At 40.6% G+C, this 25,372-nt stretch carries 22 protein-coding genes and 1 pseudogene; 8 read left to right on the top strand and 15 right to left on the bottom strand.

Annotated features, from left to right (window positions below; genetic code table 11):
* Positions 1-52: 52 nt before the first annotated feature.
* On the bottom strand, positions 53-355 hold the full coding sequence (locus HWQ39_RS08730; RefSeq protein WP_292843510.1) for a hypothetical protein: 303 nt from the start codon (positions 353-355) through the stop codon (positions 53-55).
* Between the two features lie 41 nt (positions 356-396).
* Here HWQ39_RS08730 and HWQ39_RS08725 point away from each other — a divergent pair, with 41 nt between their 5' ends.
* Positions 397-762 (top strand): transposase, encoded by a 366-nt coding sequence (locus HWQ39_RS08725; protein WP_292843509.1) that lies wholly within the window; start codon positions 397-399, stop codon positions 760-762.
* 136 nt (positions 763-898) lie between these two features.
* Here the strand turns inward: HWQ39_RS08725 and HWQ39_RS08720 are convergent.
* Both HWQ39_RS08720 and HWQ39_RS08715 read right to left on the bottom strand, forming a co-directional pair.
* Positions 899-2,329: pseudogene (locus HWQ39_RS08720) on the bottom strand (GUN4 domain-containing protein).
* 902 nt (positions 2,330-3,231) lie between these two features.
* Entirely contained in the window at positions 3,232-4,533 is a 1,302-nt protein-coding gene (locus tag HWQ39_RS08715; RefSeq protein ID WP_292843508.1) for an ABC transporter ATP-binding protein, read from the bottom strand.
* Positions 4,534-4,673: 140 nt separating this feature from the next.
* Between HWQ39_RS08715 and HWQ39_RS08710 the strand changes: the two genes are divergently transcribed.
* A complete protein-coding gene (locus HWQ39_RS08710; protein WP_292843507.1) occupies positions 4,674-5,930 on the top strand; it encodes an FAD-dependent oxidoreductase in 1,257 nt (418 codons plus the stop codon).
* Between the two features lie 395 nt (positions 5,931-6,325).
* The gene (locus HWQ39_RS08705) at positions 6,326-6,874 is read left to right on the top strand and encodes a single-stranded DNA-binding protein (protein ID WP_292843506.1); all 549 of its coding nucleotides are present in this window, start codon (positions 6,326-6,328) and stop codon (positions 6,872-6,874) included.
* Positions 6,875-7,082: 208 nt separating this feature from the next.
* Here the strand turns inward: HWQ39_RS08705 and HWQ39_RS08700 are convergent, their stop codons facing one another.
* Positions 7,083-7,364 (bottom strand): type II toxin-antitoxin system YafQ family toxin, encoded by a 282-nt coding sequence (locus HWQ39_RS08700; RefSeq protein ID WP_292843505.1) that lies wholly within the window; start codon positions 7,362-7,364, stop codon positions 7,083-7,085.
* Positions 7,345-7,575, bottom strand: a complete 231-nt coding sequence (locus HWQ39_RS08695) for a hypothetical protein (protein WP_292843504.1) — start codon at positions 7,573-7,575, stop codon at positions 7,345-7,347. The genes HWQ39_RS08700 and HWQ39_RS08695 overlap by 20 nt, the downstream gene beginning before the upstream one ends.
* A gap of 375 nt (positions 7,576-7,950) precedes the next feature.
* Between HWQ39_RS08695 and HWQ39_RS08690 the strand changes: the two genes are divergently transcribed.
* Complete coding sequence (locus HWQ39_RS08690; protein WP_292843503.1) at positions 7,951-9,816, top strand: ABC transporter ATP-binding protein; 1,866 nt, start codon at positions 7,951-7,953, stop codon at positions 9,814-9,816.
* A gap of 109 nt (positions 9,817-9,925) precedes the next feature.
* Here the strand turns inward: HWQ39_RS08690 and ureG are convergent, their stop codons facing one another.
* From ureG to HWQ39_RS08655, 7 genes are all read right to left on the bottom strand, one after another.
* Entirely contained in the window at positions 9,926-10,522 is a 597-nt protein-coding gene (ureG, locus tag HWQ39_RS08685; protein WP_292843502.1) for an urease accessory protein UreG, read from the bottom strand.
* Positions 10,523-10,615: 93 nt separating this feature from the next.
* Entirely contained in the window at positions 10,616-11,308 is a 693-nt protein-coding gene (locus HWQ39_RS08680) for an urease accessory protein UreF (RefSeq protein ID WP_292843501.1), read from the bottom strand.
* Positions 11,283-11,729, bottom strand: coding sequence for an urease accessory protein UreE (gene ureE, locus HWQ39_RS08675; protein ID WP_292843500.1), 447 nt, complete (start codon positions 11,727-11,729; stop codon positions 11,283-11,285). Before ureE ends, HWQ39_RS08680 begins: the two co-directional genes overlap by 26 nt.
* A 250-nt stretch (positions 11,730-11,979) precedes the next feature.
* Positions 11,980-12,366, bottom strand: coding sequence for a hypothetical protein (locus HWQ39_RS08670; RefSeq protein ID WP_292843499.1), 387 nt, complete (start codon positions 12,364-12,366; stop codon positions 11,980-11,982).
* Positions 12,367-12,671: 305 nt separating this feature from the next.
* The gene (locus HWQ39_RS08665) at positions 12,672-13,052 is read right to left on the bottom strand and encodes a DUF1304 domain-containing protein (RefSeq protein ID WP_292843498.1); all 381 of its coding nucleotides are present in this window, start codon (positions 13,050-13,052) and stop codon (positions 12,672-12,674) included.
* 21 nt (positions 13,053-13,073) lie between these two features.
* On the bottom strand, positions 13,074-13,892 hold the full coding sequence (locus HWQ39_RS08660; RefSeq protein ID WP_292843497.1) for a hypothetical protein: 819 nt from the start codon (positions 13,890-13,892) through the stop codon (positions 13,074-13,076).
* A 154-nt stretch (positions 13,893-14,046) separates the two neighbouring features.
* The gene (locus HWQ39_RS08655; RefSeq protein WP_292843496.1) at positions 14,047-14,787 is read right to left on the bottom strand and encodes a D-Ala-D-Ala carboxypeptidase family metallohydrolase; all 741 of its coding nucleotides are present in this window, start codon (positions 14,785-14,787) and stop codon (positions 14,047-14,049) included.
* A gap of 270 nt (positions 14,788-15,057) precedes the next feature.
* On the opposite strand from HWQ39_RS08655, the gene HWQ39_RS08650 reads away from it, so the two are divergent.
* From HWQ39_RS08650 to arsS, 4 genes are all read left to right on the top strand, one after another.
* Positions 15,058-18,588 (top strand): NB-ARC domain-containing protein, encoded by a 3,531-nt coding sequence (locus HWQ39_RS08650; RefSeq protein WP_292843495.1) that lies wholly within the window; start codon positions 15,058-15,060, stop codon positions 18,586-18,588.
* A 293-nt stretch (positions 18,589-18,881) separates the two neighbouring features.
* On the top strand, positions 18,882-19,850 hold the full coding sequence (gene arsM / locus HWQ39_RS08645; protein WP_292843494.1) for an arsenosugar biosynthesis arsenite methyltransferase ArsM: 969 nt from the start codon (positions 18,882-18,884) through the stop codon (positions 19,848-19,850).
* A gap of 42 nt (positions 19,851-19,892) precedes the next feature.
* Positions 19,893-20,921 carry an inorganic phosphate transporter gene (locus tag HWQ39_RS08640; protein ID WP_292843493.1) on the top strand — a complete coding sequence of 343 codons (1,029 nt, stop codon included), beginning with the start codon at positions 19,893-19,895 and terminating at the stop codon, positions 20,919-20,921.
* 51 nt (positions 20,922-20,972) lie between these two features.
* Positions 20,973-21,980, top strand: coding sequence for an arsenosugar biosynthesis radical SAM (seleno)protein ArsS (arsS, locus tag HWQ39_RS08635; protein WP_292843492.1), 1,008 nt, complete (start codon positions 20,973-20,975; stop codon positions 21,978-21,980).
* Between the two features lie 104 nt (positions 21,981-22,084).
* Here arsS and HWQ39_RS08630 read toward each other — a convergent pair whose 3' ends face one another.
* The 3 genes from HWQ39_RS08630 to HWQ39_RS08620 form a co-directional block, all read right to left on the bottom strand.
* Complete coding sequence (locus tag HWQ39_RS08630) at positions 22,085-23,005, bottom strand: alpha/beta hydrolase (RefSeq protein WP_292843491.1); 921 nt, start codon at positions 23,003-23,005, stop codon at positions 22,085-22,087.
* A gap of 149 nt (positions 23,006-23,154) precedes the next feature.
* On the bottom strand, positions 23,155-23,451 hold the full coding sequence (locus tag HWQ39_RS08625) for a hypothetical protein (RefSeq protein WP_292843490.1): 297 nt from the start codon (positions 23,449-23,451) through the stop codon (positions 23,155-23,157).
* 252 nt (positions 23,452-23,703) lie between these two features.
* Complete coding sequence (locus HWQ39_RS08620) at positions 23,704-25,347, bottom strand: hypothetical protein (RefSeq protein ID WP_292843489.1); 1,644 nt, start codon at positions 25,345-25,347, stop codon at positions 23,704-23,706.
* Positions 25,348-25,372: the final 25 nt, after the last annotated feature.

The raw sequence follows: 25,372 nt of genomic DNA, 5'->3' as shown, positions 1-25,372 counted from the left end.
TGATGGCATTATCTAGACTCCATAGATGATTCTTTTTGTCAATGCGTAAGTCCTATAAATTACTAGCACGGTCAAAAAGTGGCATTGTTGAACCTCTCCATTCAAAGGGTTCAGCTTTGTAGCCAAAAGACCAAATACCTAAATCTGGTCTTTCTTGTGCAAGCCACGTTAACCAGAAATTATCATCGTCGCGTAGTTCTTGCGGATGCCAAGTTCCGCGTGCGTGACCACCTAAGCCGTGAACAAAAATCACATCCCCGCAACGCTTTGGGTTATCACATCCCGATATTTTGATTAAACCAGTCATCTCTGCGGGTTCAGGTTTTGGGGTTTTATTAAAAAAATTAAAGGGCATAGATATTATGGGGAGAAGTATGAGAATGACCAATTTTTCTTATGCCACGGTCACAGCGCGACTTAAAACTAGGATACAGCGATCGCGTCACTACTCGGTGCAATAACCGCGAGTTTAAATTAACGCGCCACGAATGCCGTCAGGTGTTTCTCTATGCTCTCAAAAAGGCATTGGCTAAGTTTCAGTTTAAGCTTTATGCCGTATATATTATGTCTAACCATGTCCACTACCTTCTTGAGCCAGCACAACCGAACGATTTACCCAAAATCATGCACTGGATAAATTGGTACACAGCAATGTGTTTTAATCGAATATTGAACCGTACAGGACATTTTTGGGAAAAACGTTATCACAGCACAGGATTTGACAAAAGTGACCATCAACGGGCATTGAATACGCTAAAGTGACTATCAACGGGCATTGAATACGCTGCGGTATGTTCACGTGAACCCGAAAGCTGCGGGAATGCAAGAAGGCTTTTTCTATGATTTTAGTAATTATGGAACCTATGACCGACTTGGATGCCACAATTCTCTGAAAGCCTTATCTGCTACAATTTGCAAGTCTCTGCTGCATGAAGAAACACACAATCCCCGAACGCCCCATACGCTCCTGAAATCTCCTCCTCCTCCAACGCTCCCACGGGAGACTACCTCCCCACCACCTGTTTCCCATCTCATCATACCCGTCCCATATCCCTCTAACCCATCCCATAAGAGGGAGTTCACCCATTCTAGATACTTCGACTCTCCTATCCCTTATATCCCTCAGGTTCATGGGTAATTCCTCATATCCTCTCCATTCCCCATCCTCTTCTTTCCATCCCACTCTTTTTGTAAAATCACTATACCCTTTCTCGTTCCAATTTTTCCATTCTTCATTCTCCAAATTAAAATCGAGAGAATTTCCACTAGCCAAATATATTTTTTTCTGGACACTATAACCAAAATACCCCTTAGAGTTATTAACCTAAAGTGCATTTAGTTGTTTTAAATCCTTACAATTAAAGTTTTTGACATCAGTTAAATCTAAATAGCCTTGTTTTTCCTTTCCTGCTGAATAGAGAATAAACTGCCAATTTTTTGAATCTGCTTCTCTCCATCTTTGTTGCTGCATTAAATAGTCTAATTCATTCAATAAATGTTTTTTTAACAACTGAGCGTAGTAACCTGTAGTTGAACCGTCTAATTCTTTAAGTTGACGATATAGCAAAGCCACAATATTAGCATTGCCATTGTAGAGAATATTTAAGTCTAAGGTAAATAAATCAACATTAGATTGTAGCTCGTTAATATAATCAATTGCTTTCTTGTAATATTGTACAGCCTTAGTTTTATCTAAAGGTTCTTCTAATTTACCTTTAACATAATTAAAATGAACTAAAGTAACTAAATTATCTGAAGTTTTACCAATTTGACTTTCTATGATTAGTAATTGTTTCAGACTTTTGTTAAAATTTACTTTAGCATTTTCTAAATCTTTTATTTTATTTTGCTCATTTTGTGCATTAGCTAGATATTGATACCCTAAAACCAGCCCACTATTTAATAAAGCTTCTTTCATCTGGTAATTATTAATCTTATCTTGTAAAACTACACCTGCAATATTCAAAAACTGATTGGCTTCGTTTATTTCTCCTTTTTGTTGCAGTTGAGAAGCCACTGCTGATAATTCCCTAATTTTAGCAATAGATTGATTGATTTCATCTATAGTTATTTTAAGACTTTCTAAGTCACTAGATGCACTCTCTAGTTGCTTTTCTGCTTTCTGTTCGGCTTCAACCTCAATTTCTCTAGCTCTTTCTGCTGCTTCCTTTTCTTTCCTTTCTATTTCTAATTCTGCCTGTCTTTTTGTTTCTGCTAGTTCCTCTTTTTCCTGTAGTGTACGACTAGCTGCTAAAAATTCTTGATCTTGAAAACCTAAACTTTTATCCCTCGCCCAAATTGACGCTTCTACTAAAGCATTTCCTCTCAATAACCTAGAATCATCTTGTTTTCCTAATAATATCCACTGACGATAATTCTCTGCATAAGGACGCAAACTGCCTAAAGTTTTTTCAATCCATAAATTATTAAAAATGGTTTGATAAATCAGGTTATAAACCTTTAATTTATTCTCTTGTTTAACAACGATTCCCGCTAACTGTAAATCACTCTGTTCAATACTACTATCAATATCAATTTCGTCTGAGTGCCATACTTGTTGATATAAATCTAACAAGTATGCTGCTTTCTGTTCATTTCTTTTTAAAATTCTATCCTGAATCGTTCTAAAATGTTCCGGTTCATCTTGAGATTCCCAATTTTCAATTACTCGACTTCTGACTAAATTCTCTACAAAAGCAGCCTCTTCACCTGTGGGAATTACAGTTGGAGATTGACGGACAAATTCACAGACTTTCTGAGTCAAAAGGTGAATTCATTGTCATACGCTACATTGCTAATACCCAGACGATATGTGAATTAAAATACAATATAGCGTTTCTCGGTTGAGTGAGGTACAAGAACCCCTTCCTGCAAGCGAGGCAACGGTGTACACACAAGTATGGCTAGCACTATGTTTCAACTCTTCTAGTAGTTTCGTAGGGTACGTTATGGACACGCCGAAATAACAAATGAGTATGCCGAAATAACAAATGGGTACGCCGAAATAACAAATGGGTACGCCGAAATAACAAATGAGTACGCCGAAATAACAAATGAGTTGGTGTAGCCCGCACTTCTCTACAAGACGCTGCGCCAACGACAAAGCTACTTCGACACTTCGACAAGCTCAGTGCATCGCTGTGCCCTTCTCTACGAGAGGCTGCACCAACGGCTACGCTCAGTACAAGTCAGTGACGAAAATTTTGATTTATTAATTATACGTGCATAATTTTAGGGAAATATCGCTAACTCAGTTTCCGGGTCAAAAAAGTGAATTTTCTCTGGAGTTAGAGATAACCATAGTTGCTCACCAGGTTGTACAAATCGGTCTGGTGGTATTCGTACTTGTAAGTAATTGGCTGTAGTGGCAGGTTGAGATCCCGGTTCGGCAATCTTAACAGCAAGAAAGGAATCGTTGCCGAGATTCTCTACCAAATCTACTTGCACTGGTAGATTTTTGGTAGCAGGCATACTCAAGTTAAAGTGTTCTGGACGAATGCCTAAAATTAGAGTTTTCCCATCATATTTTTGTAAAGCTTTTCCCCAAACTTCTGGAAGGGTGAAACGAAACTGGGAACGAGTAATCAACAGAGGAGCATGAAATTCTACAGGAATAAAATTCATCGGTGGTGAACCAATGAATTCTGCTACAAAAAGGTTGGCAGGACGGTTGTAGAGTTCTAGAGGGGAATCAACTTGCTGAATTTTACCCTCAGACATAATCGCAATGCGATCGCCCATTGTCATCGCTTCTGTTTGATCGTGGGTAACGTAAATCGTTGTTGTCCCCAACTGGCGCTGCAATTTGACAATTTGGGCGCGGGTTTCCGCCCGTAGTTTGGCATCTAAGTTAGAAAGCGGTTCATCCATTAAGAATACTTGGGGGTCACGCGCGATCGCTCTTCCCAATGCAACCCGTTGTCTTTGCCCCCCAGATAGCTGTTTGGGTAAGCGATTCAGCAATGTTTCGATTTGCAACAGTTGAGCAACACTACGCACCTGCTGATCCACCGCCCGTTCTTTGTCAGAAGTGTAGCGCAATCCTTTAGGTAACTTTCTGGTCGCCGCCACAAACAAATTTTCCGCCCACGTCCGAAGATAGGAAGTATTTTCTCCTCTGCTCCTCTGCTCCTCTGCTCCCCTGCTTCCCCTACGGCGTAGCCCAAAGGCGATGTTGTCATACACAGTCATGTGCGGATAAAGGGCGTAATTTTGAAACACCATTGCAATGTCGCGTTCTTTGGGTGGTAAGTCGTTGATCAAGCGATCGCCTACCCAGATATTACCGCCAGTCATCACTTCTAACCCGGCGATTAACCGTAGTAGGGTGCTTTTACCACAACCAGAAGGGCCTACCAGCACCATAAATTCGCCATCTGCGATCGTCAGGTTAATCCGCCGCAAGACGTTGACACTTCCCGATTGCTCTTGCGCTGCATCAGTTGTGAGGGGAGATTGGGTTTGTGAATTAACACTTTCCCCTTTACGCGAGGAAAAACTTTTATAAACGTTTTCTAAAATAACTTGGGACACAATGACTAATGACCAATGACCAATGACAGTTTAGCGCTCATAATAGTACACGTTTAGGGTAAATACGAAAAGTTAAAAAAACAGCTTTTACCATAAAAAGCAAACTATTCTAAATTTTAGGGCTATCAGGAGGTGTTGTTATGACTACCGATGTACCTATAAATCTTTCCCAAGACCCAAGTATTAATCCTATCCATGACATTGTAGACGTACAAACCACAGATTGTTGCATTGTGGGTGGGGGCCCAGCAGGAGCAGTATTAGCGCTGTTGTTAGCGCGTCAAGGCATTTCTGTGATGTTGCTAGAAGCACACAAAGACTTCGATCGCGACTTTCGTGGCGATACGATTCATCCATCGGTGATGGAAATTATGGAGGAATTGGGACTTAGCGATCGCTTGTTACAACTTCCCCATACCAAAATGCGCCAAATTAGTATTCAAACTGCTCAAGATACTGTCACATTCGCAGATTTTAGTCATCTGAAAACCCACTACCCATACATTACAATGCTTCCCCAGGTAAAATTCCTGGAGTTTATCACCCAAGAAGCACAAAAATATCCTAGTTTCCATCTGGTGATGGGTGCGAATGTACAGGAATTAATTGCCGAAAATGGTGTAATTCAAGGTGTCCGCTATCGGGGAGGCGGTGGCTGGCATGAAATCCGGGCAATACTGACAGTGGGTGCAGATGGTCGCCACTCACGTTTACGCCACTTGGGTGAGTTTGAATCCATCGAAACCTCGCCACCAATGGATGTCCTCTGGTTTCGCCTACCGCGTCAGCCAGAAGACCCAGAGGGCGGAATGGGGCGCTTTGGTCAAGGTAATATTATCGCCATGCTTGATCGTGGTGATGAGTGGCAAGTTGCGTATGTCATCCCCAAGGGAGGCTATCAACAATTACGGGCTGTCGGTTTGGAAGAATTAAAAAAATCTGTTGTCGAAGTAGTGCCAGAATTCCAGCAACGCATTCAAAATTTACATGATTGGTCACAAGTAGCTTTTCTCTCAGTCGAGTCCAGCTTTGTCAAACGTTGGTATCGTCCAGGGCTGCTACTCATCGGTGATGCCGCTCATATAATGTCCCCCGTTGGTGGAGTTGGGATTAACTACGCCATTCAAGATGCTGTCGTTGCAGCGAATGCACTCAGCAAACCGCTCAAGAACCAACAAGTACAACTTAGCGACCTAGCAAAAGTACAACGTCAACGCGAGTTACCTACACGCATCATTCAGGCGTTTCAAACTTTTATCCAAAAGCGGGTATTTGCCCCGATTCTCAACTCAAATCGCACCTTTGTACCACCTGCGTTTTTGCGCTTACCCATCTTGCGCGACCTTCCCGCCAGGTTGATCGCCTTGGGTGTTTTTCCGGTTCACGTCAAGACTTAATTTTTGCCAATAATTTTTTCTATTTCTTAAATGGGTGGTACAATTATACTACTCATGCAGAATTGAATGCTCAATTTAGTCAAGCGAAGGTGGCGAACGGTATACTCAATGCTGTTCAAAGCGATCGCTTGGCTTTTATGCTAGAAAGGACTAAAAAGAATTCAGCACCCAGGAGTCAGGAGTCAGAATTGATAAGGAGTTTAGTTATGATTGGTATATTCATTCATCAAGTGTTCTCCTGAATACTGAATTCTGAGTCCTAAATTCTGTTAGAAAATTTATTCAAATATTATTAAAAAATGCAAACAATTAAACCTATCTAGATATTAATTGGCACTACATAGAAAAACCCTCTCTTTTTCAATCAGCACTTTTTGCAGTCAGGAGTAATTTTAATGAACAGTTGCGTTTTAATGGCGGAAATTATTAACGAGCCGCAACTCCGCTATACAGCGGATAATCTGGGAGTCACGGAAATGCTGGTACAGTTTCCCAATTCCCAGAAACCAGAAGATCCGCCAGCCACGCTGAAAGTTGTCGGCTGGGGGAATTTAGCGACAGAAATTCAGCAAAATTACCACCAAGGCGATCGCGTCATCTTGGTAGGACGTTTAACGATGAATACTGTTGAGCGTCAAGAAGGTTTTAAAGAAAAACGCGCTGAATTGACGGTGCAGCAAATTCAATCTGTTGGAGGTAGTTTTGATACTGATCCATTACCCTCAGCAACCGTAACTCCATCATTCACTGAAACTGCCCCACGACAAACACCTCCAGCATCTCGTCCCCCACAGAAGGATGTTCCCACTTACGAGTCAGCAGCACGTCCAGCACCTACCCCAGCGCCAAGTTACGAACCCGTACCCCAACCCACAAATTATGAGCGAACCACTTATCCAGCAGTGAAAGAGCAAGAACCAGATCCAGATGACATTCCGTTCTAAAGTTGCTAGTTGAGCCTGTATTCAATTTGCTAACTAACATTACATTAAACAATTTCTACAAATAGCCATCCTTGAGGATGTGCTATTTTTTTGCCTGCGTTGACACTTTGCATCTAGTTATGAGACATCACTTAGTTTAGCTTATCGAGCAGTTAGGGATAGAGAATTTTAATTTCTAAATCCCAAGCTTCAGCCTTTATTTTACAATTTAATAAACTTCATCATGGCTACCAATATCAATCAATAAAATAACCATTTCTAACAACTTCTCATCTTCAAAGAAATTAAAGATAATTCTACAATCATAAGCAACAGAACAAGACCACAAACCCGCTAAATTTCCTGTTAAATTATGAGACTTCAAAGACGGTGTAAATGGATCATCTGCCAAAAGCCTTAATACATTAACAATTTGATTCTTTAATTGCGGGTTTTTCTTTGTAATCTTCCTAAAAGAGCGCTTAAATCCACTACTCCAGACAACTTCCATCATCATCTCCTAGTAAATCGGCGATCAAGTCATCAACGCTTCCCCTATGAGCTGTCCCATCCTTAAAAGCCTGCATTACTTCCTGAGTATTAGCCAAAATTTCAACCCGCCGATTCTCAATTCGTTGCTGGCGAAGAAACTCAAATAAATACTCTCTATCTTCTGTGGGCAAACTTTCAATAGAATTAATAATTTCTTGTAAAGTCATCATAGAACCTCCTAATCAAGTAAATCCTACCTTTACTAACTCTATTTTAATCTCTATTTCCATTACCTCAGCTTCTTACATTTAGCCAATTTCAGCAAAATATGATATAATTTAGCCGAAGTAAGGACAAATGTTTCTGAAAAGTAGAAGCAGGGATTAGCGTAGGCGTAGCCCGCCGCAGGCATCGCCAGGGCAATCATCACTAAACTCATGAGCCGATCGCAATTTGCAGAGATTGCAAACAGTTCTACATCGCAAATGCGTCTTGATTGTGGAAGTATGTGAAAAACTGCCAAAAAAACCAAATTTACTGACATATAGATCAAAACTATTGTTAAAATCCAAATAATTTTAAGTTAGAATTCCTACCCAACTCCTATGAGAGAAACTGTCCTAGAGGTTCGCAATTTACAAGTTGAATTTCCCGGTGATGGCAACATTAACAGAGCTTTGGATGGTATTTCCTTTAGCCTACATCGAGGTGAAACTCTAGGAATAGTAGGAGAATCGGGTAGTGGGAAATCAGTGACAGCCCTAGCTGTGATGGGTTTGTTGCAAACTCCCGGTATAGTTACTAGCGGTGAAATCTGGTTTCGTCCGCAGGAGAATGGCAAAGCAATCGATTTGGTAAAATTGCCTCCTGAACAAATGCAGTTACACCGGGGTGGCGACATCGCCATGATTTTTCAAGAACCGATGAGTTCGCTTAATCCGGTTTATGATATTGGGTTTCAGCTAACAGAAGCGATTGTGCGACATCAAAATGTGTCAGCAGCCCAAGCAAGACAAATTGCGATCGCAGGTCTGCAAGAAGTAAAACTCCTACCTAGCGATGAGGAGATCCAACAGCAGTATACCGAAACTTCATCGAAACTAGAACCATCAAAGTTGTCACAGTTGGTTAAAGAACATAAAGAAGCCATGCTAGAACGCTACCCTCATGAACTTTCTGGGGGTCAGTTGCAACGGGTGATGATTGCAATGGCAATTTCTTGTAACCCATTAATCTTAATTGCTGATGAACCAACTACAGCCTTAGATGTGACGGTGCAAGCCACAATTTTGGACTTGTTGCGAGAATTGCAACAAAGCCGTGACATGGCAATGATTTTTATCACCCACGACTTGGGACTAATTTCGGAAATTGCTGACGAAGTAGCGGTGATGTATAGAGGCAAAGTTGTCGAATCTGGTACTTCTCAGCAAATTTTCAGCAATCCCCAGCATCCATATACTAAAGGTTTGATCGCTTGTCGCCCCACACTCAACCGCCGTCCCCAAAAGTTACTCACCGTTTCTGACTATATGAGTGCAGAAGAGACACCAACGGGACAAGTAGTAATTCAAGCGAAAGAACCCGCACAACCCATAGAAGTCACCACCGAAGAGATTGCCGCGAGATTGGCAAACTTCAATGACTTGGAACCCCTGTTGCAAATCCGCAACCTGAAAGTTGGTTTTCCCGTGCGCGGGGTGTTTGGTGGGACAAAACGCTACAATATGGCAGTTAATGGCGTTTCCTTTGATGTCAAACCAGGGGAAACACTAGGTTTGGTGGGAGAATCTGGTTGTGGTAAAACCACCCTTGGCAGAACCTTGCTGCGATTAATTGAGCCGATGAGTGGTCAGATTATCTTTGAGAAACAAGATATTACTAGCCTTAAAGGAGAACCGTTGCAAAAACTGCGGCGGGAAATGCAAATAGTCTTCCAAAATCCTTTTAGTTCCCTCGATCCTCGGATGAGGGTTGGCGATGCGGTGATGGAACCTTTGGTGATTCACGCCGTTGGGAAGACCAAGCAACAACGACGCCAGCGAGTAGTGGAACTTTTAGAACGGGTAGGATTGAGTGCAGATGCAGTTAACCGCTATCCACATCAGTTTTCTGGTGGTCAACGCCAACGAATTTGCATAGCCCGTTCTTTAGCATTAAATCCTAAGTTTATCATCTGTGATGAATCGGTTTCAGCGCTGGATGTTTCTGTACAGGCGCAGGTATTAAATCTTCTCAAAGAATTACAGTCAGATTTTCAGCTTACTTATATTTTTATTTCTCACGATTTAAGTGTAGTGAAATTTATGAGCGATCGCATTTTAGTGATGAGTCGCGGTCAAATAGTTGAAGAAGGGACAGCCGAAAGCATTTACCAAGAACCCAAAGAGGAATACACGCAAAAATTAATTGCTGCAATTCCTACTGGTAGTGCTGAACGGGTGCGAAGTCGTCATCTGAAGGCTTTATAGAAAGGGCGGTTAGCAACCGCACGCTAGGTGCTTCAAGTCGGCAAAACCGCCCAACGCACTGGCTCGTCTACACAGACAAAACCCACCTCCGTGGGTTATAAAATTATTTTTAACAGATATTTGTGCAAACAAAGTTAATTACATCTGCAAGTCCAGACTGAGTTTTCAAATTAGTAAAAATAAAAGGTTTATCGCCGCGCATTTTTTTAGCATCTCGTTCCATCACATTTAAATCTGCACCAACATAAGGTGCTAAGTCAGTTTTGTTAATCACCAACAAATCAGATTTAGTAATACCGGGGCCACCCTTGCGGGGAATTTTATCGCCGGCTGCAACATCAATGACGTAAATCGTTAAATCTACTAATTCTGGGCTAAAGGTAGCAGCTAAATTATCACCGCCACTCTCCAAAAATACTAAATCCAAATCGATAAAACGTTCCTCTAACTGTTCAATTGCCGCCAAATTCATCGAAGCATCTTCACGGATAGCAGTGTGAGGACAACCACCAGTCTCTACACCCAAAATGCGATCGCTAGCCAACGCCTGAGAACGCACCAAAAACTGAGCATCCTCCTGAGTATAAATATCATTCGTCACCACCGCAATCTGATACTGCTCACGCAATCCCTTACACAAACCATCAACTAAAGCCGTCTTCCCCGAACCCACCGGGCCAGCAACCCCCACTCGAAATGCATTCATTTTTATTTCTCCTTTGTCATTTGTCCTTTGTCACTTTCCCTTGGTAGATGATTATTAGTTCTTAGTTTTTGACTAATGACTAATGACCAATGACTAACTCCTAAACAACCTTGTATACTGCGTTTCATGCTGCATACTCGCTAGCGACAAACCCCAACTACAACACGCGAGTTGATCGTCCTCTAACCCTAGAATTTCTAATGCCGCAGCACTGAGTAATGGTTGCAAATCTAGCAATAACCGTTGTCCTGCTGTTTGTCCAAGGGGAATCAGTTTCACGCCAGCAGTAATTAAATTACTTGCCCAACTATGCAGATATCCCAGTAATGCGGCTTTGATATTAATTTGCCAATGGGCAACGGCAATGCCAAAAGCGATCGCATAATTGCAAGGATTACCGACAGCATTGGCAATAGGTACAATCTGCGATTCTAGTTTACCAAGTAATTGGATGAGCGATCGCCCCATCTGCCAACTAGAGGCGCGTAATTCTTCTGTTTCTCTAGCGGCGGATAACCACAGATTCCAACGGCATAGGGACTCAACATCAGCAATTTTTGCGGCTTGCTGCGATCGTACCATCGCTGCTGCCTCTAACCGAATTGCCCCGTAGAGCAACTCTGCTTTTAACCAATCTTTGAGATGTGTGTGGTTAGCGATCGTACCATTCTCCACCAGCATTTCCAAGCCTTCAGAATAGCTATATGCTCCCACAGGCAAAGCGGGGCTAGCCAACTGTAAAATACTCAAAAGATGACTATCAGTGAGCATGATGGTGTTGTCCATAAGCTCCTAATTCTGGCTGAAACGGTAAAATTTCCTCTTTAACTTCTAATCCCAATTGTTCCAACATTGAACGTAAAACCGAATCTGAAGACAAGCGTAAATAAGTCGGAGTAATTTCTACAGGTACATGGCGATTTCCCAGATGGTATGCTGCCCGTAATAATAAAAGTGGTGTTTGGGCAAAGGCAGTCAGCACTAATTCTGGTTTGGCGGTAATTCTGATTAAATTGCTATGGGTTTGTTCTTGCAGAATATCACCATCGTGTAAGACAGTTCCTCTGGGTAAATGTAAAAACACAACCTTACCATCTTCAGTTTCAAAGCGATGACGACTGCGGGTGCGTTCTTCTGCTGTCAGCGCCAGAGTAAAAGTAACTGCGGTATCGCCATTAGGTGGTTTAAGTTCGGTAAATGTCAGCATACAGAGTTTCGCTTGAACTTTTGCTTTTCATTATGGTTCTAATTTAAATACCATAACTGCCTTGCCCAAAGGAAAGATAAAATTAAGCAAAGAAGGCAACAAGCCAAACGGGGACAATCATGAACCAAGCCATTGAGGGAGTACGCTGGACAATTCACGATTTAGAGGTTCTACCCGAAAATGAGTGGACAGTTTATTTTTTCCTGAATGACTAGGTTGTATAGGTTTAGATTCAATATCAATATCATTATCATTGTCGTGAATCTGATGAATCTCGTATCTTAATTTCTACGTCTCCTATCATCGATTCTGCTTCTGCAAAAGCTTTTGCTAAATCATCAATAGAACTATTTCCGGCACTGAATCTTATCGTTTCAGCTTTTAAATGTCTTTGAGCTTGACGAAATCCGTTACCCTTTCGTCCAACACCTGTAGTATTGATAATTCCAATAGAAGCTGCGCTAATTGCAGCAAAAACTTTTGTCCTAAATGTTCCAAGTTCTTGAACAAAGGTAGCGACTATCAAGGATGAAAGTATAGAAATTACTCCTAAACTTATGTAAATGGAGTGTAATATCACTGCATCTTGATGCCATCTTTTGATTTGCTTTTGAATTTCTTCTGGTATTTCTTGCATTATGAAAATTAACCTATTATTTTTGGTAATACTTGCGTTTTAAATTCAAGCAAATCAAGTATGAATTATAAACTAACTCACACTTTTTCTATTGATTACAGCACTTATGGCAGCTATAAGGTACATTCTCAAATCTAAAAGCTTTGATAGGAGAGGGCGAGGAGAAAAACTGTATTGCATAATAGCCGGAAGCGCTGTAACATACACTAATGTAGGATTGGCTTTGCACACTAAAACGTGGATATGGTAGGTAAAGCAAACTTTACGTGTATTTCAAAATTAAAATATGAGTTCCATAATATTTTTTAAAGATTAGGATACCACAGCAAGAATAAAGCCAATATTGCAGGTAGTGATTGGATTAAAAATGCTGTTGGACGTTTCAAGGTAATGCTACTAAAAATACCTGCGATCGCTACACAAATTAAAAAGAAAATCACAATTGATGAAGGCTCAATTTGTGGAAATTTTTGTAATATAAACAATCCCCAAATTAAGCCAGCAGCAAGAAATCCATTATATAAACCTTGATTTTTAGCAAGAATTTCCGAAATTTCCTCTGAACTGAAATCTCCGACTATTTTTTCTTGAACAAATTTTTTCTTCCAGAGAAACATCTGCACAACTAGAAAAGCAATATGTATGAATGCAATAATGCCTATGAGTATCTTGACAAATATTTCCACAATTACTGTCCTCCTATAGTATTATTGAAAAAATGTATTTTTTGCGTCTAACTTATAGATGTAAGCCGTCTTTGTATCAGAATCTAAATCTACCCAATACGTTAGTATTTCTTGCAATATATGGAATACATCATAAGCCCTTTGAGCCACTTTTCTACTATAAACTTCGTTTTGATCGCCATACTTAAAGCTGAACTCAACTGCTACTGGCTTCTCTGGATCGTGATTGTTGTTATACCAAATAATCAAAGCACATTTAGAGTCTAGCCTGGGTTCATTTCTAATCTGGAATTTCGCTCCTTTAATTACTATTTCACGAATAGTAACTCCTATCGTTCTGATCTCCTGCTCTGCTTTTAAAAGACTTACTTTATCTAGCAAATCTGGATATAATTGTGTAGCATCTTGTATTTTATTCAGTTTATTGTCCGTAGAAATTATTTGCGTATCTGAGAAGCTATATAATACTTCAAAAGGATTTTTAATATCTTCCTCAAATTTCGCTTCTCCTCTATTCATATTGCGATCTTGAGAAATATACCGATCTCGATTGCGAAATTTTAGAGTAACTTCCCTCTCATTATTATTAGCATCAAGTCTTTCACGAAGAATATAACTATTCTTGTATATAAGATACTCATCAGTATCATAAAATCTGATAATTCGCTGGTCTGCAATCTGCTGTAAATCGCCATTAACCTCACCAATAATATTATTAATAGCTTGTGAAAAGGCTTGCCAAAAATTTTGGGCAGATTTTAACAGTTCTTGCTCACTACCAATAAACAATTCCTTTTTGAGCAGAACCTTATATTCTCTAGAAACAACTTTTTCGCTCATGATTCCTCCAATATTTAAATCTGTTAGAACAATTTCGATTTCTGATCTATCCGTGTTCTCTGAATCTGGAGTGGTTTGATTTAAATTAGCTTGTAGTAAGTAGCTAAAGCAATATTTTCAGGGCTGAAGCCGCTTACTACAAACATATTGAAGTTTAAATTTGAATGTCATTATAGACAGTTCCTCCACCACTAGAAGTAGCTCTCAGAACTTCCTTGCGATTTCTGGGATCGGCACTAAGATGAATCCATCTCGGATTGTCTAAACTACCAAATTCCAAAATAATTTGGTCGAACTCGCGATTGTCATTTACCCATTTTGCAAGTTTTTTTGTTCCTACATTTACTGGAACGACATCAGCCGCAAAGCCTTGACGATGGGCACTATTTCTAGCTCCTCCTACTGCTCTGTTAAGTTCTCCTGAACGAAAACCAGAGTTAATTTTTAATGCGCCCAAGGCGTCCCGTGCAGGTTGTAAGATTTGCTGGCACAGTCTTTCTAAATTTTTGATTTCTCCTGGCGTTGGTGTGTTATCAGCTCTTAGTAAATCGGCTGTCGGAGATATAACAAATTCCCAAAGTTTAAAATTGGCGCTCAAGTTCATATCCAAATCAACTTTTGCCAGTGCATCTAAAAAAAGCCAATTGTCGTCACTAGCAACTAGCTGATTATTCGCATCAAATCCCTTGACAATAATTCGCCGAGTACCACCACTATTAAAATCATAAGAGAGTGACCATTTGCCGTTATTTGCTGAAGTTTTACCTAATAGCCAACGGTCATCAGCCCATAATTCTACTTGAACAATATTCGTACTTGCAGTACCTTCAAAAAGGATTGCATCGTCTAGTTCTAAATCTGCATCTTTTTGAGGTTTATCGATTGTAATCCCCATTAATACCTCTTCTTAATTCTAATAAAGTTGTTAATCGTAATATCACTGTGGTTTAATTCCCAACAGACCTTAGCAACTTTTGCTTTGGCTTTAACTTAATCAAAACCCAAGTGCGATCGCTCCGTCAGTGAGAAAAAGTAAGTAAAAGTAAGTAGCTAATGTAAATTTACGTAAACTTGCTTGTGTAAAGAGTTGTAAATTTCGCCATAATTTTTTCAGGAAGAACAGACAAGTTTAAATACTTAAACGATATCTGGATCTTGTTGAGCCATGACCGGAGAAGAGGCACTCAAAATAGTCGATGCTGTTTTACGCTCTACTATGTTGGATCAAAGACTAAATGATGTTCACTCTGTAGTCTTTCTCGAAAGTTGGCTCGGACGCACTTATGGGGAAATTGCGGATAAGATAGGTTATGATTACGACTATGTGAAACAGGTCGGTTCGCAATTGTGGCGATCGCTTTCCCAAGTCATTGGCGAAGAAGTCTCTAAAAAAAATATCCAAGCTATTCTGCATCGCTATCAGCAATCCCAAAGCAGTATCCAAGATTGGGGAGAAGCTATCGATGTTTCTCGATTTTACGGCCGACAACCAGAACTGCAAACTTTATCAACATGGATTGGCAATGAGAATTGTCGTTTTGTTGGGATTTTTGGACTCGGTGGAATTGGCAAAACTACTCTCTCGGTGAAGCTTGCAGAGCAAATCCAGTCTCAGTTTCAATATGTGATTTGGCGTAGTTTACAGCAAGCACTACCGTTAAATACTTTACTGGGCGAGATTTTGCCGATTTTAATGGGTTCAGAGGCAACAATCGATAGTTCAATTAATATTTTGATGAAACAATTGCAGCAAAAGCGTTGTTTATTAGTTCTTGATAACGTCGAGTCAATTTTACAAAGTGGAAATCGAGGGGGACAATACCAACAAGGGTTTGAAGCATATCAACAGCTATTTGAGCGAATCTGCGATGAACTCCACCAAAGTTGTTTGATAGTCACCGGACGAGAAAAACCGGCTAAAGTTGCGGTGCGATCGGGAGAAAATTTACCAGTGCGATCGCTCTGTTTGTCAGGACTTTCAGCAATAGAAGGTCAGCAAATACTGACCGCTAAGGGGTTAGATACGACACCTCAACATAAAAGTCTGGTCAATTATTTTGGTGGTAATCCACTCGCCCTCAAAATTGCCGCAACCGCTATTCAAGATATCTTTTGTGGTGACACACAAGCATTCTTGGCACAAGGTAATACCCTTTTTAGCGATTTGTGGGACTTACTCAAGCAACAGTTCGAGCGTTTATCGCCTCTGCAACAGCAGATTATGTACTGGCTAGCAATTAACCGAGAAGGGGTAACACCAACGAAATTACAAACCGAAATATTACCGCAAGTATTTTGGCGAGAACTCTTAGAAGCCTTAGAATCACTTAAGGGGCGTTCTCTCGTGGAAACAAGAACCACAGGGTTAACGCAACAACCCGTAATTATGGAATATGTTACAGAACAATTTATCCAAACTATTGAGCGGGAGATTATTACAGGCGAACTTAACTTATTCAGAACTCATGCCTTAATTGAAGCCCAAACTCAAGATTACGTGCGCGAAGCCCAAATTCAATTTATTCTGCACCCCTTAGTAGAACGACTTTTAACCCACTTCGACACCCAAGCCCGACTTGAGCAGCACCTTTGCCAAATTTTAGCTAAATTGCGACACCAAACAGCAATACAAATAGGCTATGCAGGGGGCAATCTGCTAAATTTATTCTCAATATTGCAAACTGATCTGAGTGGCTTTGATTTTTCTCATCTGGCTATTCGCCAAGCTTACTTAGCCAACGCTACATTGCACAACACTAATTTTACTGGCGTTAATATTAGTGAAACCGTCTTTGCAGAAACTTTTGGCGGTGTACTCAGTGCTGCTTTTAGTCCAGATGGAGAGTATTTAGCTACCGGCGATACCAAAGGTGAAATTCAAATTTGGGATAGTAGCACAGGCAAACAACTAATTCGTTGTCGGGGACACCAACATTGGACATGGGCTGTAACTTTTAGTCCAGACGGACGGTATCTGGCCAGCGCTGCTGATGATTATCTCGTGAAGTTATGGGATGTGGAAACTGGGCAATGTCTGCACACATATAAAGGACATATATACTCAGTTAATGCCGTTGCTTTTAGTCCTGATGGTAATATCCTGGCGAGTTGCGGTCAAGATTTAACTATTCGTTTGTGGCAGGTTGGATCAGAAAAGTTTAACCCAGAAGTGCAGACTTTAGTAGGTCATGAAGGTCGAGTTTGGGCGATCGCTTTTCATCCTGATGGTAATATCCTGGCCAGCTGTGGAGAAGATTGTACAATTCGTCTGTGGGATGTTGCTACCGGAAATTGCCTTTGTGTTTGGCAAGCACACGATCGCTGGGTGCGATCGGTAGCATTTAGTCCAAATGGTGAATTACTTGCAAGCAGTAGCTATGACAACACCATCAAACTTTGGGATGTTAAAACCCAAAAATGTCTTCAAACCTTACGCGGACATCGACAAACAGTCACAGCGATCGCATTTAGTCGCAAGGGTCAACAGTTAGCCAGCAGCAGTTTTGACCGCACTATAAAATTATGGGATGTCGTCACCGGAAATTGTCTGAAAACTTTTCTCGGTCATAGCAGCCGCGTTTGGACAGTTGCTTATCATCCCAATGAGCAACAATTGGTCAGTGGTGGCGATGACCACGCCACCAAACTATGGAATATTCAAATAGGACGCTGCACAAAAACATTCAAAGGACATACCAATAGTGTATTGTCCCTGGCTTTGAATCCAGATGGCGACTATCTGGCAAGTGGACACGAAGACCAGACAATTAAGCTATGGGACATCAAAAATGGTACTTTAGTACAAACATTACGGGAGCATACTAACCGCGTATGGTCAGTAGCATTTCAACCTAATAGCCAGTATCCTTTACTCGCCAGTGGTAGTGCAGACCATAGCATCAAATTATGGAACTGGAAGTTAGGAACCTGTTTACAAACCTTGCACGGTCATACTAGTTGGGTTTGGACAGTAGTTTTTAGTCCAGATGGCAAACAATTAGCCAGTAGCAGCTATGACCAAACCGTGAAACTTTGGGATATTAGCACAGGTGAATGTCTGAAAACCCTCAAAGGACATACCAGTTCAGTTGTTTCAGTCGCCTTTAGTCCAGATGGTCAACAGCTTGCTAGTAGCGAGTTTGACGGGATAATTAAGCTGTGGGATGTTAATACTGGCCAATGCAGCCAAACTTTAATAGGACATACCAACAGCGTATGGTCAGTTACCTTTAACCCTAACGGAGAGTGGTTACTAAGTACAAGTTTTGACCAAACCCTAAAACTGTGGTTAGTTTCCACAGGAGAATGTTTGCAAACTTTTACAGGACACGAAGGCCCGGTGATGGTGGCACAGTTTAGTCCAGAAGCTCAGTTTATTGTTAGTGGTAGTTTAGATCGCAATCTAAAACTTTGGCATATCTCTACAGGAGAATGCTATGAAACTTTAGTGGGTCACTCAGAGCTTATTTATAGTTTAGTGGTAGCCTCTGTCCCAATTGGAGATGCCGCTTCTGCCAGACTGACTGCTTTTAGTGGTAGCTTAGACGAAACTCTCAAAGTCTGGGATTTGCAAACTGGTAAATGTCAGCAAACTTGGAGAGCGCCTCGTCCCTACGAAGGTATGAAAATTGAAGAAATTCAAGGGTTAACAGAAGCTCAATTAGCAACTTTGCAGGCATTAGGTGCTGCTTCCTAGTAGTTCTGCGGGTTTGGAGGCAGGGGGTAGAGGTAGGAGCATGAAAACTAGTGGTCTGTCCCATTAATTTTGAGGGTTAAGAGAACAAACCGCATACCCTACGGAGAAGCAAGCTACGCGCAGCGTCTCGTAAGAGTTGGACGCAAAGAATGTCTCTTACCAATCTCCAGTCCCCAAAACCTTCCATTGTATGAAAATTTAGGATTTTTGGCAATCTCAGCAAAAACTTATCCAACTCGGAGTTAACTATATTAGGATGCACAAAGCTGTCATAATCTAAAATATAAAATGGTATGACCTATCTAGAAACAGCAGCGCAGTTTTACCGCGAAGTTGCCCAAACCCCACAAGTTGGACTTTGTTGTGTGCAAAGTACGCCCCTGCAACTACCAGGATTGAAAATTCCTTTGCCAATGCAGGAAATGAATTATGGTTGTGGCACTACTGTTCACCCCACAGAATTAGGAAACCAGCCTACTGTACTCTATGTCGGCGTTGGTGGCGGCTTAGAAGCGTTGCAATTCGCTTATTTTTCCCGCTATACAAGTGCTGTAATTGCCATTGAACCGGTTGCGGCTATGCGGGAAGCAGCCACACGTAATCTAGCAATTGCGGCTCAAGAAAACCCTTGGTTTGACCTCAGCTTTGTAGAAATCCGCGAAGGTGATGCTTTTAACTTACCTGTTGCTGATGCTAGCGTCGATATCGTGGCACAGAATTGCCTTTTCAACATCTTTGAACCAGAAGATTTAACTCTTGCTTTGAAAGAAGCATATCGAGTATTAAAACCAGGTGGACGGTTGCAGATGAGCGATCCAATTGCGACTCGTCCAATTCCCGAACATCTCCAACAAGATGAACGACTCAGAGCTATGTGTTTATCAGGCGCACTCACATATCAACAGTATACTGAACAGATTATACATGCTGGTTTTGGTCAAGTTGAAATTCGCGCCCGTCGTCCTTACCGTCTCCTAGATTCTCAAACTTATAATTTAGAAGAAAACCTACTTTTAGAAAGTCTAGATTCTGTCTCTTTTAAAGTTGTAATTCCAGAAGATGGTGCTTGCATTTTTACTGGGAAAACAGCAATTTATGCTGGTACTGAACCTTTCTTTGATGATTCAGCAGGTCATCTACTTCAGCGAGGTATTCCCGCAGCAGTGTGTGATAAAACCGCTGCTAAACTTGCTGCTATCAAGCCACAAGAAATTATTGTTACCAATTCAACTTGGCACTATAGCGGTGGTGGTTGCTGTTAAATTTTTTATAAAGAATTCAGAATAATTCTGTACGACTGGGAAATGAATGCACAATTTAAATATTTCACTAATTTCATTCTGGATTCTGATTTCTTCTTGATAAACCCCGAAATGTTATTAATTAGTCTATTTTTAGCTACGCTTTTTTTAGCATATTCAAATGGTGCAAATGACAATTTTAAGGGTGTAGCAACGTTGTTTGGTAGTAGAACAAGTAGCTATCAAACAGCAATTTTGTGGGCAACTTTTACAACTTTTGCTGGCGCAATAACTGCAACTTTTTTAGCAGGGACACTAATTAAAAACTTCTCTGGAAAAGGACTATTACCTGATGCGATCGCTAATGCCCCAGAGTTTCATATTGCAGTAGCGATCGCTGCTGGTTTAACTGTACTCATTGCTACCCTCATGGGGTTTCCCATTTCTACAACTCACAGTTTAACAGGTGCGATTGTTGGCGCTGGATTAGTGGCGATCGGACTTCAACTGAATTTTGCAATTTTAGGAAGTTCCTTTATTTTGCCTTTATTACTTAGTCCAATCCTGGCTATTCCTTTGGGAGCAGGAATTTACAGCTTATCTGGCTATTTTAATTCAAAATGGCATCTACCAATCAATCAAAAAACGATTGATACTTGCCATTTTCTCAGTGCTGGAATTGTCAGTTTTGCTAGAGGATTAAATGACACTCCTAAAATTGTTTCACTCATTCTGATTATTGAGTATTTTTCGATTCAAGGAGGAATGATCACAATAGCGATCGCAATGGCACTTGGCGGTTTACTCAACTCCCAAAGAGTTGCTGTTACCATGAGTGAAAAGATTACCTCAATGAATCAGACTCAAGGCTTATCAGCCAACATAGTAACCGGAGTTCTAGTCATTGCAGCTAGCGGGTTTGGGCTTCCAGTTTCTATCACGCACGTTTCAGTTGGTTCTATTTTTGGAGTAGGATTGATTAGCAAAAAAGCTAATAGGCGTGTTTTTTCTCAAATATTACTATCATGGGTTTTAACTTTACCAACTGCTGCAATTATTAGTGGAATAGTCTACAGATTATTGCAAGGCTAGAAAAATTGTCTAAATATATTTGTTTGTGCAATTTTTAAGGATAAGTAAACAATGCAAACTCAATCAATAATTACACTAGATACAACAGTAACATCATTTAATCACAAACTCAGTTCCCCCTTAACAAAAAAAGGAATCACTGTTTTACAAATTAATCTAGGCAAGCGTTGTAATCTTGCCTGTACACACTGTCATGTCGAAGCGGGGCCAAAACGTACAGAAGAACTTTCTCCTGAAATTTGCGAACAATTGATTTCGCTAATTCATAAATTTCCCGAAATTAAAATTGTGGATTTGACTGGTGGCGCACCAGAAATGAATTATGGATTTAAGCCCTTGGTGGAAGCAGCAAAAGCAACTGGAAAACAAGTGATTGTCCGGTCTAATTTGACCATTTATTTTGAAGATGGCTTTGGTGATTTACCAGAATACTTTGCTAAACACCAGATAAGAGTTGTGGCTTCTCTACCCTGCTATCTAGCAGATAATGTTGATAAAATGCGCGGTGCAGGTGTTTTTGATAGTTCAGTCAAAGCTTTGCAGTGGCTTAACAAAATTGGCTATGGTAAAGACCAAAATCTAATTTTGGATTTGGTATTTAATCCCCAATTACCCAACGGTGAAAAGTTTTCCTTAGCTCCTGAACAGGTTAACCTAGAACGAGATTACAAAATGTTCTTACAAGAACATTTTGATATTGTATTTAACAACCTCTTCACCATTACCAATCTACCAGTTGGTAGAACTAAAACGCATTTAGAACGGAAAAAGCTATACACCAGCTATTTGCAGTTTTTAGAGTTGCATTTTAATCCCAGTACAGTTGAACATTTAATGTGTCGTGACGAACTTTCAATTGACTATCTGGGCAATGTATATGATTGTGACTTTAACCAAATGATGAATTTGCCTGCAAAAACTCGCAATGGTGAAACTTTAACAGTTGGCAAACTGTTAGAAGCTGGCAGTTTAGACCTGATTAGTGAGGTACAAACTGCTGCTTATTGCTATGGTTGTACTGCTGGGTGTGGTTCTAGTTGTGGTGGCGCTTTGCTGTGAAGGGGGCAGGTTTTGCTAATCAAGCCTCACAGAAATGGTGCTGAGTGCTGATTGCTGAGTAAAAAAAGTAATAATCGCACTCAGCACTCCTGAAGTACTGAAAGCTAAGAATTAGGAAACTCTAACTCAGCGCTTCCCCGTCCCAACTGCACCACCCCAGATGGTAGATGTCGCTCTAACCAATCTTCTAAATCAGCCAGTACCTCGCGATAATTGATGTCACTTTGAAGTTCGTGATAAGCTCCTTGATACTCGATTCTCAGCTTATCTGTGTAGTTTATTCGTTGGTAAAAAATATCACTTCCGGCTGGTAAAGCAACTCGGTCTGCGCCACCGTGGAGAATCAATAATGATAAGTGCCAATCAGCGGCGTGAGCATTAATCCAATCAACTGTTGCAAAGAATTCTGTAGCTAGGCGGGCGGTAGCACGGGTATGTCGCAGTGTATCTTGGGTAAATGCAGCTAAAACCTGCTGATCTCGTGAACCAGCGCTGATGTCTATACCTGTATTCAGGGTGAAACGCGGCCATACCCGTGAGAGCATTTTTCCTAAAAGTATCCGAATCGGTGAAACCCCAACTTTGCCTAAGGTTGGTGCGATCGCGATCACACCCTGCAATAATGATACTTGTTGGGGATAGCGCAGAATGTAATCTAAGACAATCACCCCGCCTAAACTATGACCCAAGATAAAAACTGGGCATCCAGGATTTTGAGTCTGAATTAACTCTAAAAATGCTCCCAGGTCATCGCGAAACTCGCTCCAAGCACTAATATAGCCTCGCTGACCTGGTGAACGTCCATGACCACGCAAATCTAAGGCGTAGACAGCGTATTGCTTGGGTATCAAATGCTGAATTACATTACTATAGCGATCGCTGTGCGCTCCAAGTCCATGCGAAATAGCTAATATTGCCCGTACTTTACCCTCTGGATGCCAGCTTTGGTAATACAGGTCAAGTCCTCCAACACCTGGGAATGTACCTTCTCTATGAGATGCTAGGCGATCGCTATGCTCAATCATCTGGTTAATTTTTTATCTATTTTCCCATCAAGCTACTAACCTGTCAACTATTGTAGTAAAAATAGCTTCCAGAATTGCAAGCTGCATATCCCTAACTTCTTTAAAAAGTTGAGGATCTTGTTTGTAAAAAATCATTCAGGATTGTTGTATTACTGCTCTAAAAAGTTTGTCACTTTGAAATTCGATGTTCCCTCCCAACAGTGGTTCAAAAAAGCGCTTACCTGGGCATCTGCTGAATCAGCCGATTCTCTAGAAGCGTTAAATTGCACTGCTGTCACAATGTACTCAAAGATAATTACAAACTGCTTTTGGGGTGAAATTCTTTCGACTACAATTGTTTCGCCTATTTTAGGAATTTGAGGCATATTTACCACAAATGTCTCAATTTTCGGTTTATCTAGTGGATTTTTGAAATTGAAGTATTTACAGTAAACAATAATTTTCACTTAGACAACCACCAATAACAATTCAAAATTCAAAATGACGCTCGTTCGCTTTTAGCGTCTCCCCTTTTCCCAAAGGGAGAGGCTAACGCCAAGGGAGAAGACTCGCTAACGCTACGCTAACAAAATTCAAAATTTAAGAGTATATGTAGGGTGTGTTGCACAGTGCTAACTTACCCTACGTTTATTCCAAAAATCTGAATTGCAAAATTGTGAATATTTATTATAGTAGATTTTTCAAAAATATCTCTTAGCTTATTTACCCTGCCATAGTTGCCGCAACGACTGAAAAATCCTTACAAATCTCTCTTCTAGCCAGAGCATAACATAATCAAGCCATTCCAGAAGTTGCTCTAGGGGGTGTTTCTCATAGCCAGTTAAAGTTGCTTTGGTTTCTATCCAGTCTGGCTGTGCCTCAACTTCACTACTTTGGTGAAACTGCTGTTTCAACATTTCCCCTTTACGACTCTCACTTTTAGTTTGAGAAATGCTGGTTCGCGTTTGTTTTGCAGAGGCGATTTTTCCAGATGTTTTTTGCCTTAAGGCGAGATTATTAGTTGGTTGTTTTCTTTGTACCAAGCCAGATCCGAATTTAGGTTGTTTTACACTCAAATTCTTTTGTGGAAAATGCTCTACTGATAAACTTGGTATTAAAGCAGGATTTGTCCTTTGAGAAAGTGTAACTGACTTATCAGCAATGGTTTCGGTGTCACCAAATAAATCATTCAATGTTAGCCAAGGATCATCTGTTAAATCTTGGTTCTCTAACTGAGGGCTTTTGGATAAGGCTTTTCTAAGGCGTGATGAGAATAGTTTACCTGGCAATCGCTCCTCATTGGTTGTTGCTTTAAGTATTTTTTTATTGCCAACACCAAAAAAGTAATTAAGTGCCGCCTCAATCAAAGCTTGAATATTTAGTGTATGAGTTTCCAAACCATCAGCATTGGGTGAAATTTCTCCCCTCACAGCTAATTGCTCTTTGCCATAAAGAAATATATTTAACTGACTTTGGGCAACTTGAACAATTTCCTGGCTACGTTCTTGCACAGGTACTAAAGCGTTTGATTCTAACTTAGCAAAGGCTATATCTATAAATGTTAATAGTCTATCTGTATTCAGTAAATCTTTTGGTATACCCTCGGCTAAAACTGGAGTTTTAGCTGTATTTCCGCCAGTTAGTTTTGCTAATAACTGGTCAATCTGTGGTAATAGCTGCTGCGTTTCTTTTTGAGCTATAATCAACCGCCAATACTGCCAATACTTAGCAACTTCGTTAATAATTCGTTCTTCTAATTTTGTCTGCTGTTGGGATGTTAAAATATCGAGAATTTCATTATCGGCAGTAACTAGTACTAAATTCCGATTCATTAAATTTGTGGCAATTCCCCGCACTATAGGAAGATGCTGTTGCAGGGAATTTTCCAATTGTAAAGGGTTGATACTTCCGGCTTGATTCTCTGTAATAATTGATGCTTGAATAAGATTAGAGTTATTCTCAACGAATTTCGACCGAAAAATTCCCAAGAAAGCCAAGGGTTTGAAAGGTTCAGATGTTTTCGCTGGAGTAGAGGCGGCTTCATCAGATGACAGATAATAGACTGCTTCTAGTACATTTTGAATGGGGCTATCAGCATTTGGCGGAGTTTGGGGCTGGAAATCGGTGTCATAAGGTTGTAACTTTAGTCTAGTTTGTGGTTCTTTGGTGTGTAGCGTTTTCCCAGATGATTCAGATGACTGAAACAGTAGATACACTGGGTAAAGTAATACCTCCACACCCCACTTAGTAGCAACTTGCAAATGTCGGTAGGTGTGTTCCCATTGTTGTGTTACCCGCCGAGATTGCTGGTGGACAAAGTTAAATAGTCTGCTTTGATAACGACCAGAGGAACCAGAAGACATAAGTAGTAATTTTTTAGTTCAAGTC

Origin of the sequence: Nostoc sp. NMS8 (assembly GCF_017115045.1) — a bacterium.
Lineage (GTDB): Bacteria > Cyanobacteriota > Cyanobacteriia > Cyanobacteriales > Nostocaceae > Nostoc.
Note: the sequence above shows the minus strand (reverse complement) of the source record. Positions and strands in the feature narration are given on the sequence as shown.